The organism is Methylobacterium sp. J-026 (genome assembly GCF_022829585.1).
GTDB lineage: Bacteria > Pseudomonadota > Alphaproteobacteria > Rhizobiales > Beijerinckiaceae > Methylobacterium.
In genome coordinates, this window is the sequence record NZ_JAKSYC010000120.1 from 1 (window position 1) to 9204 (window position 9204).

Sequence of the window (9204 nt, forward strand, 5' to 3'; positions counted from 1 at the left end):
TCCGCGCAGGGCCTCGACCACCGCGGGGGTGACGTCGATGATCTCGTAGCGCGCCAGCATCCCGCCATCCGGGGTGGCCACCTCCGCGCCCGCCTGGATCGCGCTCGCCGTCGGACCCGCCGCGGGCAGGTACGTGCAGCCCGACATCGCCGTGACGGCGAGCAGGACGAGGGGAAGTGTTCGCATCCAGATGTTGCCCATCGGTAGTGCAGAGCCCGTGCCTAGCCCATGGCGGCCCGGGTGTCCGTAGCGGGTGAGCCACACTCCGCCGGGGACGGCCGAGCTCGCGGTTTCATCCTCGCTAAGCACAGCTTTTTCGGGGCAGACGCCCGGAATCGACCGCGACGGCCTGACCGATCCGGCCCCGCCCGCCCCGGGATGATGGTGCGGTGGCCCGGTTTCCGGACGTCTGCAAGGCCCGGAACCGCCCCCGTCCGGCTCGGCGGCGCGATACGCCCATTTCCGGACAGCGCCTGATCCCCGGCGGTTCGCCAGAAAGAGCGTTCAAGCCCCACGGAGCGCCAGGCCCCTTCCGTGCGGGCCGCCGGCATCATGCGTCGCAGTCGGACACCACCATCATGGGAACAGAAGGTTTTTCCCCTCCCCGCACGGGCTACGGGCGACGCAGGTCAAGGCACGCGGCTCATGACGCAGCGCGACAGCCCTCCTCCCGTGCGGGAAAGGGGACCCGAGTCCCGCCGGTCTGACCGGCGAGCTCGCTGAGCCCTCAAACCTGTGCCGCCCGTAACCGCGAGGGGGAGAAGAGAGTGTCTCGGCCCGCGATGTGTGAATATCTTAGCCTCTGCGGGAGAGAGCGCGCGTCGCGTCGGCTTCGAGGCGGCGATCACCACTCAACGGGGCGCACCTGGGCGAAGGTCGCGAACGATGCCCGCATGGGGACGCTAATTGGTCTGGCTCACCGCGGTGCTGATCTGGTTGTAGACCCCGCTCATCCGGGTCGCGTAGAGGCGCAGGCTTCCGGCGGCGACTAGGAAGATCAGGGAGCCGATCAGGGCATACTCGATCGCCGTCGAGCCGCGCAGGTCGCGGGCGAACTGTACCATCGCGACGGCGGCCGCACTGGCACGGCCGGAGGGGGGCATCGATCGTGCGGCGCGCTGCTCCGCCCCGCGGCAGTTCGGTTCATGCATGATTGAAACCGTCCCCCACCGCGCTCCGCCGCCCCCGAGGCAACGCGGCCGATCCCCGTATTTACCCGACCCGCTATTGCCGCTGTCTTAAACCAGTCTCCGAAAGCGTATCCTTTCGGCAGGTTACGCCCGATTCCAACCCGGGATGGCGCGTCCGAAGGATCGGACGCGCCCTGAACCGGATCAGGCGTGGCCCGCCTTGTGCCGGAGATCGTCGATCCGCTTGGAAGCCTCGGCCTTGTCGAGGTCGGGGTCGAACGCCTTCGGCTCCTTGGCCTCCTCCGACAAGGTCTTCAGGTACGAAGCCTGGGCCCCGGTCATCGGCTCGCCGCCGGTGGTCCACTGATCGGGGTCCTTGATCTGGTTCGAGACGTCCTTGGGATCGGTCTTGGGATTCGCATCCGACTTTTCGGCGTGCTGGTCGGTCTTCGAAGCGGACTTCGCGGTGGACTGGGCCATGGTTCTCTGTTCCTGCAATGTTCTAACTTCCCGGGATGAACGCGCGGGTCCCGGGCCGGTTCCGGCCGACCCGCGGACCGCGCGGTTTCATGCAGCGGCCTTTCCTTCCCCGCCCCCGATCCTATTCATGATCCCCGGCGCCGGGTCGGCGCCTCGGAGCCACGGGGATCCGGAAGATGTCCCAGAGGGTGCAGACGCGCGAGACCGGACCGGCGACCGTGGGCGCGCAGGTGCTCGTGGTCATGGGCGTCTCCGGGTCCGGGAAGAGCACCGTCGCGGCGCTGATCGCCGAACGACTCGGCTGGCTGTTCGTCGACGGCGACAGTTTCCACAGCCCGGAGCACGTCGCGAAGATGCAGGCCGGCCGCGCCCTCGACGATGTGGATCGCGCGCCCTGGCTGGCGCGGATCGCGGTCTGGGTCCGGCAGAGGCTGGAGGCCGGGGAATCGGGGGTGGTGGTGTGTTCGGCCCTGCGCCGGGCCTACCGGGACGTCCTGACGGGCGGAAGCCGGCGGGTGCGCCTCGTCTATCTGGAGGGGGACAGGGCCCTGATCGCCGGGCGCCTCGCCGGGCGCCATGGGCATTTCATGTCACCCCTCCTCCTCGACAGTCAGTTCGCCGCGCTGGAGGTCCCCGGCCGCGACGAGCACCCGATCACCGTCGGCATCGCCGAGCCGCCCGCGGTGATCGCGGAGCGTATCGTGGCGCGGCTCGCGATAGAGACCCGCCCGCGGGCGGACGGGGAGTGAGCCGATGATGATGGGATCCGACAAGGACCAGGGAAAAACCCAAGGGATCGCCCTGGTGATCTCCGACGTCGACGGCACCCTGGTGACCGGCGACAAGCGCCTCACCCCCGGGACCGTCGCGGCCGTGGCGCGGCTGCGCGCGGCGGGCATCGGCTTCAGCATCGCCTCGGCGCGACCGCCGATCGGGCTGCGCGGCCTCGTCGCCGAGCTCGGCCTCGACCTGCCGATGGGGGCGTTCAACGGCGCCAGCGTGGTGCGGCCGGACCTGTCGATCCTCGAGGAGCGGACGATCCCGGAGGCCGCCGCGCGGGCGGCCCTCGACCGGCTCCTGGCGGAGGGGCTCGACGTCTGGGTCTTCGCCGAGGGCGCGTGGTGCCTGCGCGACCCGGACGGCCCCTATACCGACCTGGAGCGCCGCACGATCGGCGCGGAGCCCCGGGTCGTGGCCGATCTCGGCACGCTCACGGGCACGGCGGCCAAGATCGTCGGCGTGAGCCGCGACCCTGTCCATCTGGCGGCGTGCGAGGCGCGGATCGGGACCGCCCTGGCCGGGCGGGCCACCGTCCACCGCTCCCAGGCCTATTACCTCGACGTCACGCCGCCCGATCTCGACAAGGGCCGGTTCGTCGCCTGGATGAGCGCGCATCTCGGCATCCCGCCGGAGCGGATCGCGACCTTCGGCGATGCCGGCAACGATCGTCCGATGTTCGCCAACAGCGGCTTCTCGGTGGCGATGGGCAATGCCGAGGACGCCGTGAAGGCGGCGGCGCACGCCGTCACCGACGGCAACGACGCGGACGGCTTCGCCCACGGCGTCGCGCGCTTCATCCTTCCTTAACGCCCCGTCCCGGACGGTGGCGCCCGCTCGGGACGATGCCGGCGATGGGCCGCAGGTGCCCCCGGCGAATGACGCCGCCTGTGTCCGCCAGGGCACAGGGCGCGCCCGTACCCCGGCCGCCCACAGCTTGCCGAAGCGGGGCCGCTTTCCGGCCTCATTTCCCCGCGACCTAGCTTGACCACAGAGCAAGCAAGACCGGGTCTCGGAATGCATCGCCTTCTCCTGGCCGCCCTCCTCGCGGTCGTGCCGGCCGCCGCCTTCGGGCAGGCGGCGCACGACAACATCGACGCGTTGATCGAGCAGCAGGCCAAGGCGAACGGCGTTCCGGCAAGCTTCGTGCACGCGGTGGTCAAGCGCGAGAGCAACTACAATCCGCACGCCAAGGGCGGCAGTGCCCTGGGCCTCATGCAGATCAAGCACGCGACCGCACGCAGCCTCGGCTATACCGGCGACGCCGCGGGGCTCCTCGACCCGGCCACCAACCTCCGCTACGGCGTGGCCTATCTGGCGGGCGCCTACCGCACCGCCCAGGGCAACCTCAGCCAAGCCTATCAGTACTACAACCGCGGCTACTATTTCGCGGCCAAGCGGCAGGGCATCTCCACTGAAGTCGCGTCTGTTGTCGCCCCCGTGGCCGCCTCGGCGAGCGCCCTGGCGAGCCTGTTCGGCGGCGGCGTCGCGGATGCGGGCGCCCCGGCCCTGGCCTACGCCCCGACCGTCGCGGCGGTCGCGGCGCCGACCGAGGCGGTCGAGGTGCCGCTGCCCCCGCGCCGTCCCACCGCCCTGACCGGCACGATCCAGTTCGCAAGTCTGTCCGTCGAACCGGCAGCTTCGGCCTCGGTGGAGCCGGCGGCGCAGGTCCAGGCCGTCGAGGTGCCGCTCCCGCCGCGCCGGCCCGCCGGCTTCGGCGCCGGGGCCGCCGCGCCGGCCGAGATGGCGGAGCTGCGTCTCTCGCCCCCGGCCGAGGCCGTTCCCGGCCCGGCCGCGACGCCGACCGCCGCCTCGGCCCCGGTCGGCGAGACCGTCGAGGTGCCGCTGCCCCCGCGGCGGCCGACCCTTCAGATGCTGGCCGCCGCCGGTCCGCGGCGCGCGCTGGCCGGCGCGGCCCTGCAGGAGGCCACCGCCCTGCCGGTCGAGTAGCGCCGCACCCCGCCCCCCCCGCCGGCGCGATCCCGGATCGGGCGCGGAGGCGCTGCGCTGCCCACACAAGGATCATGCTCAAGCCTTGACCATCGCGGCGTTCCGCAACAGATAGACCGCGCCAGCAACGTGGTTGGATCGGTACGGCACGCGCCGCTGCCGGGTCGCAGCGGCCGGATACAGGTCGCGCAAGACAGATCTTTTGGGCAGGAATACGCGGGTCTCCGCGCGCAAGGTCGGGCCGCCTTCGTCCGGGCCGCGGAGCGCGATCGATCTCGAAGCGGTAGACATGCAGGGCACGGACTCTGCTTCCAGGCTGGCAGGAAAGCGGACGGCGCCATGACCGGCGTGGTGGAACAGGAATCTCTCTTTCTCACGGACCTCGGGCGCCGCGTCAGGCACGCGCGCACCGTGCGCGGATTGTCGCGCAAGGTCCTGTCGCAGACCTCGGGCCTCTCCGAGCGCTACATCGCGCAGCTGGAGGGCGGCCAGGGCAACGTGTCGATCATCCTGCTGCGGCGGGTCGCCAACGCCATGGGCGTGCGGCTCGACGACCTGATCACCGGCAACGACGCCCTGCCCGACTGGCCGGTGGTGCGCGACCTCCTCGGCCAGGCGAGCCCGGCGCAGATCGCCGCCGCCAAACAGGCCCTGTCCGGGGGCAACCGGCCCGAGGCGGGGGACCGTCCGCGCGTGGCCCTGACCGGCCTGCGCGGCGCCGGCAAGTCGACGCTGGGCAAGCTCGCGGCCGAGCGCCTGGGCTGGACCTTCGTCGAGCTCAATGCCGAGATCGAGCGGGAGAACGCCCTCTCGGTGCAGGAGATCTTCGCGATCTACGGCCAGGAGGGATACCGGCGGCTGGAACAGGCGGCCCTGCGCCGACTCACCGAGCATCCCGGGCCGCTGATCCTGGCGACCAGCGGCGGCATCGTGGCCGAGCCCCTGACCTACGACCTACTGCTCCAGGCCTTCTACACGATCTGGCTGCGCGCCCGGCCGGAGGAGCATATGAGCCGCGTGCGCGAGCAGGGCCACCTCGCCACGACCGGCGACCACGCCTCGGCCATGCAGGAACTGCGCGCCGTGCTGGCGAGCCGGGAGCCGCTCTACGCCCGCGCGCCCGCCACCGTGGATACCTCCGACATCCCGGTCCAGACGATGCTCGACCGGCTGACCGCGGCCATCGAGGCGCGGTTCGGGCAGACGGTCGCGACGGTCGAGTGATCCGGGCCGCCGGTTTTCGATGACAGCCCCGCGGGCGACGCAGGCTCGGGATTGCCCCGGCCCTTGATCGCCGCGGTGCGGCGCACCACGCTAGAGCGTGCGCCACGATTTCGCGTATGGCGCGGCCGCCTGCCCCGCACGGACGGGGTCCGCACGCGCCGCCCGGCCAATTCGGAGTCCCGGACATGAGCATCCGCCCATGAGCGCCAGTCCCGCCCGCAATCCGGGGGCCCGCGACCTCGCAATCCTCGACCCGGTCTGGTCGCGTCTGCGCGCCGAGGCCGAGGAATTGCTGCACACCGAGCCGCAGCTCGCCTCCTTCATCGTGGCGACAATCCTGAACCACACCACGCTCGAAGGGGCGGTCGCCCATCGGGTCGCGGCCCGCCTGGGGCACCCGTCGCTGCCGGCCGAACTCATCGCCCACGCCTTCCACGAGGCGATCACGGTCGACCCCGCGATCGGACAGGCCTTCCGCGCCGATATCGGCGCGGTGATCGACCGCGATCCCGCGACCCTGCGGGCGCTCGAGCCGGTCCTGTACTTCAAGGGCTTCCACGCGCTCCAGGCCTATCGTCTCGCCCACCACGTCTGGAACCGCGGCCGGCGCGACCTCGCCCTCTACATCCAGAGCCGCGTCTCGGAGGTGTTCCAGTGCGACATCCATCCGGCCGCGCGGATCGGGCGGGGCGTGTTCCTCGACCACGCCACAGGGCTCGTGGTCGGCTCGACCGCGGTGATCGAGGACGACGTGTCGATCCTGCACGCCGTGACGCTCGGGGGCACCGGCAAGCAGCGCGGCGACCGGCATCCCAAGATCCGCCGCGGCGTGATGATCGGCGCCGGCGCCAAGATCCTGGGCAACATCGAGGTCGGGGCCTGTGCCCGGGTCGCCGCGGGGTCCGTGGTGCTCCGGCCGGTGCCGGCCAACACCACGGTGGTGGGCGTGCCCGCCCGCGTCGTCGGCACTGCGGGCTGTGACGATCCGGCCCGGGCCATGGATCAGCTGGTCGCGCTCGACCAGTTCATCCATCTGGGCGATGGGATCTGACGGGCGACCGCCGCGCTTGCCGCTCCGCCGAAGCCGTGGCAAGCCCACGGCCCATCCGCGGCGCCAGCGCTGCTGGAGCATCGACCCGGGAGCCGGACCCCGGGCGATGCGGCCGAGCCATGATATCGCATCCTCAACCCCGGATTCCGGCGATCACCGTTCGGGACGATGCGTGAGGGAGACCAGACAGCGTGACCAAAGCCGAGACCGCGAAGCTCCAGGACTACCTGCGCCGCAAGTTCGCCAACAACAACATCCGCCTGACGGCGATGAAGACCGGCGATTCCGCCGAGGTGTTCATCGGCGAGGAGTCAATCGGCGTGATCGCCGACGACAAGGAGGATGGCGACGATTCCTTCGTCTTCCGGATGGCGATCCTGGACATCGACCTCGAGGAGGACGCCTGAGACGCAACCGCCCCACCGCCCATGCGAGGCGGCCTCTGTCCGCGGCTACCTGTGCATGGGTTAACGCTACCCGCTGGTATTACTTAACAGGCGGTAAACGACGTGACTAAACTGCGCGCAACCTATACAGGAGCGCGAATAATGGTCCTCACGCCCGCCGCCCTCGACTCGATACGGACGCTGTGCATCGGCCTCGCGCTGTCCGGGCTGATCGCCAGCGCGTTCGAGCTGTTCGCGGCGCGGCGGGCGAGCTTCAGCCTTCTGGAGCGCGGCGGCCTGCCGGCGGTGGCGGCCCTGCCCATGCTGGCCTTCTCGGCGCCGTTCATCATCCTGCGCAACACCGTGCGCGGCCGGCGGATCGAGGGGCGGCCGATCCCGTTCGTGATGCTCGCCACGGTGATCGCCTGCGGCTGGAGCCTGCTCTCGGGCCGGGTCGCCCTCGACCTCGCGGCGATGCTGGTCGGCGCCTGAGCCGCCACGGCATCGCCCTATCCTTCTCCGCTGAGGAGCCGCGCTACGGCTCCGCGGTCGCCACCTGGGCGGTGCCGTCTTTCCCCTCCAGGGAGACCCAGGCCGGGCCGTCCTGGCCGGCGCGCCTGATGAAGCTGTAGCCGGTGCGCCGCCAGGGGCGGATCGCGTCGGTCTTGTTGTCGAGGATGAAGTCGCCCCGATCGGTGCGCACGGTCAGCACCGCGTGGCCCTCGTTGGTCTCGTCGATCACCACGGTCATCAGCAGGACACGCCGCGGCAGGCCGCGCTCCACCAGCATCCGCCGCTTCAGGAGCTGATAGTCCTCGCAATCGCCCGATCCGTCATCGGGGAAGTCCCAACGGTCGACCACGCCCCAATGCGCCTGATCGGTGAGCGGCCGGATGCGGGCATTGACCCGCCGGTTCACGCTCAGCAGCGTTCGCCAGACCGCCACGGTGAGCGGGATCACGGACGGTTCCGATGTGTCGAGGGTGCATTCCTCGGGCACGCGCGCGCAGAAATTGGTCCAGCCCGCGATGGCACGCACGGATCCAGTGGGCTCCGCCGGGGACGCTTCGCCCGGCAGGACGAGGCGCGCATGCGCGTGGGTCGTGGCGCCGCCCAGGGTCAGCAACGTCCCGACCAAGCCGAAGCTCGCGGCTTGGCGCGCCCGGCGCACCGCATCCGTCCAGCCCCGCCATCGCAGGAGCCCGAAGGTCTGGCACGTGAGTCCGCCATCCGCGTGCCGCATGGTCCAAGCCCCCGCCGCCCGATGATGACGGAAAGGTGACACGCCTTTCTGCGGCGCACAATGGGCTCGGAGGGAGATGAAAACGGCCAAACCCCATTGCGGGTTCCGTTTCGCGGCGGTGTTGCATCCGCAGAACTCCGCATCCTCGCATGCAGTGCGGGAATGCCCGATCTGCGCGTCGCCCGAAGCCCTTGCTTCGCGGCCGCTTTGCCGGCTTGTCAAACCGTGCCCCCGCGCTGGATTCGCGGCGGGTCGATCGATCGTAGCAAGGCCCCGGCCAATTCCTCCGGGACGCGGGCCAGAAACAGGACACGGACATCGTGATGCAGCCCGCCATCCAGCAGGTGATCAGAGCGCTCGCCGAGGATGGTCGGGCCGGCGCGATCAACATCGCCGAACACGCGGTCGAGTCCTACCTCGCCGACGCGCCGAGCGCGGGCGACCGGGCCCTGTCCCGGGACATCCTGGTGCGCGACCTCGCCAGCCTCCGGGGCGTCGCCCCCCACCTCGCCGGCTTCATCGGCCGGGTCGAAGCCTACGTCGCAAAGCTCGCGCCCGCCCCGCTCAGCCGCGCGGCCTGAACCGGCCCCCGCTCAGCGGTTCGCGGTCGTGACCGGGGAGGTGACGCCGCCGAGGGAGACCCAGGCGACGGCGTCCTGGCTCTCGCGCTTGATGAACACGTAGCCGGTCTTGTGCCAGGGCAGGATCGCGCTGGTCTTGTTGTCGAGCACGAGGTCGCCCCGGTCGGTGATCAGCGTGAGCACGGCGTGGCCCTCGCCCTTCTCGTCGATCACCACGGTCATGCGCATCGCCCGGCGCGGCAGGCCGGCCTCGGCCAGCAGGTGGCGCTTGAGCAGCTGGAAATCCTCGCAGTCGCCGATGCCGTCCTCGGCCAGGTCCCAGCGGTCGGCCACGTGCAGGTGATCCTGGTCGGTCATCGGCTCGACCGCCTTGTTGACCCGC

12 protein-coding genes and 1 pseudogene are annotated in these 9204 nt (G+C 71.0%); 8 read left to right on the forward strand and 5 right to left on the reverse strand.

All coding sequences use genetic code 11. The annotated features are described in order from the left end of the window. The 3 genes and pseudogenes from MKK69_RS12160 to MKK69_RS12170 all read right to left on the reverse strand — a co-directional run. Positions 1-186 (reverse strand): annotated as a pseudogene (locus MKK69_RS12160) (sugar transporter); the annotation flags it as partial. Between the two features lie 716 nt (positions 187-902). After that, positions 903-1151 (reverse strand): Flp family type IVb pilin, encoded by a 249-nt coding sequence (locus MKK69_RS12165; protein ID WP_243968131.1) that lies wholly within the window; start codon positions 1149-1151, stop codon positions 903-905. Between the two features lie 183 nt (positions 1152-1334). Then, positions 1335-1610: a DUF3072 domain-containing protein gene (locus MKK69_RS12170; protein WP_243968132.1), complete on the reverse strand. Its 276-nt coding sequence runs from the start codon at positions 1608-1610 to the stop codon at positions 1335-1337. Positions 1611-1786: 176 nt separating this feature from the next. On the opposite strand from MKK69_RS12170, the gene MKK69_RS12175 reads away from it, so the two are divergent. The 7 genes from MKK69_RS12175 to MKK69_RS12205 all read left to right on the forward strand — a co-directional run bounded on the left by MKK69_RS12175 (position 1787) and on the right by MKK69_RS12205 (position 7490). Next, positions 1787-2359, forward strand: coding sequence for a gluconokinase (locus tag MKK69_RS12175; RefSeq protein WP_243968133.1), 573 nt, complete (start codon positions 1787-1789; stop codon positions 2357-2359). 4 nt (positions 2360-2363) lie between these two features. Beyond that, a complete protein-coding gene (locus tag MKK69_RS12180) occupies positions 2364-3197 on the forward strand; it encodes a Cof-type HAD-IIB family hydrolase (protein WP_243968134.1) in 834 nt (277 codons plus the stop codon). A 207-nt stretch (positions 3198-3404) separates the two neighbouring features. Further along, the gene (locus tag MKK69_RS12185) at positions 3405-4337 is read left to right on the forward strand and encodes a transglycosylase SLT domain-containing protein (RefSeq protein WP_243968135.1); all 933 of its coding nucleotides are present in this window, start codon (positions 3405-3407) and stop codon (positions 4335-4337) included. A gap of 339 nt (positions 4338-4676) precedes the next feature. Beyond that, positions 4677-5561: a helix-turn-helix transcriptional regulator gene (locus MKK69_RS12190; RefSeq protein ID WP_243968136.1), complete on the forward strand. Its 885-nt coding sequence runs from the start codon at positions 4677-4679 to the stop codon at positions 5559-5561. A 199-nt stretch (positions 5562-5760) separates the two neighbouring features. After that, entirely contained in the window at positions 5761-6612 is an 852-nt protein-coding gene (gene cysE, locus MKK69_RS12195) for a serine O-acetyltransferase (protein WP_243968138.1), read from the forward strand. Between the two features lie 191 nt (positions 6613-6803). Beyond that, positions 6804-7019 carry a DUF3126 family protein gene (locus MKK69_RS12200; RefSeq protein ID WP_091721446.1) on the forward strand — a complete coding sequence of 72 codons (216 nt, stop codon included), beginning with the start codon at positions 6804-6806 and terminating at the stop codon, positions 7017-7019. Positions 7020-7160: 141 nt separating this feature from the next. Further along, entirely contained in the window at positions 7161-7490 is a 330-nt protein-coding gene (locus MKK69_RS12205; protein ID WP_243968139.1) for a DUF6949 family protein, read from the forward strand. 43 nt (positions 7491-7533) lie between these two features. Here the strand turns inward: MKK69_RS12205 and MKK69_RS12210 are convergent, their stop codons facing one another. Continuing rightward, on the reverse strand, positions 7534-8241 hold the full coding sequence (locus tag MKK69_RS12210; protein WP_243968141.1) for a transglutaminase-like cysteine peptidase: 708 nt from the start codon (positions 8239-8241) through the stop codon (positions 7534-7536). A gap of 323 nt (positions 8242-8564) precedes the next feature. On the opposite strand from MKK69_RS12210, the gene MKK69_RS12215 reads away from it, so the two are divergent. Continuing rightward, complete coding sequence (locus MKK69_RS12215) at positions 8565-8822, forward strand: hypothetical protein (protein ID WP_243968143.1); 258 nt, start codon at positions 8565-8567, stop codon at positions 8820-8822. A gap of 12 nt (positions 8823-8834) precedes the next feature. On the opposite strand, the gene MKK69_RS12220 is transcribed toward MKK69_RS12215, so the two are convergent. Next, the coding region (locus MKK69_RS12220) for a transglutaminase-like cysteine peptidase (RefSeq protein ID WP_243968142.1) at positions 8835-9204 on the reverse strand (370 nt) is incomplete at its 5' end.

Bases quoted from the DNA above. Each gene is read 5' to 3' on its own strand.
- MKK69_RS12165 (WP_243968131.1), bottom strand. From the start codon at position 1,151: ATGCATGAACCGAACTGCCGCGGGGCGGAGCAGCGCGCCGCACGATCG.
- MKK69_RS12170 (WP_243968132.1), bottom strand. From the start codon at position 1,610: ATGGCCCAGTCCACCGCGAAGTCCGCTTCGAAGACCGACCAGCACGCC.
- MKK69_RS12175 (WP_243968133.1), top strand. From the start codon at position 1,787: ATGTCCCAGAGGGTGCAGACGCGCGAGACCGGACCGGCGACCGTGGGC.
- MKK69_RS12180 (WP_243968134.1), top strand. From the start codon at position 2,364: ATGATGATGGGATCCGACAAGGACCAGGGAAAAACCCAAGGGATCGCC.
- MKK69_RS12185 (WP_243968135.1), top strand. From the start codon at position 3,405: ATGCATCGCCTTCTCCTGGCCGCCCTCCTCGCGGTCGTGCCGGCCGCC.
- MKK69_RS12190 (WP_243968136.1), top strand. From the start codon at position 4,677: ATGACCGGCGTGGTGGAACAGGAATCTCTCTTTCTCACGGACCTCGGG.
- cysE (WP_243968138.1), top strand. From the start codon at position 5,761: ATGAGCGCCAGTCCCGCCCGCAATCCGGGGGCCCGCGACCTCGCAATC.
- MKK69_RS12205 (WP_243968139.1), top strand. From the start codon at position 7,161: ATGGTCCTCACGCCCGCCGCCCTCGACTCGATACGGACGCTGTGCATC.
- MKK69_RS12210 (WP_243968141.1), bottom strand. From the start codon at position 8,241: ATGCGGCACGCGGATGGCGGACTCACGTGCCAGACCTTCGGGCTCCTG.
- MKK69_RS12215 (WP_243968143.1), top strand. From the start codon at position 8,565: ATGCAGCCCGCCATCCAGCAGGTGATCAGAGCGCTCGCCGAGGATGGT.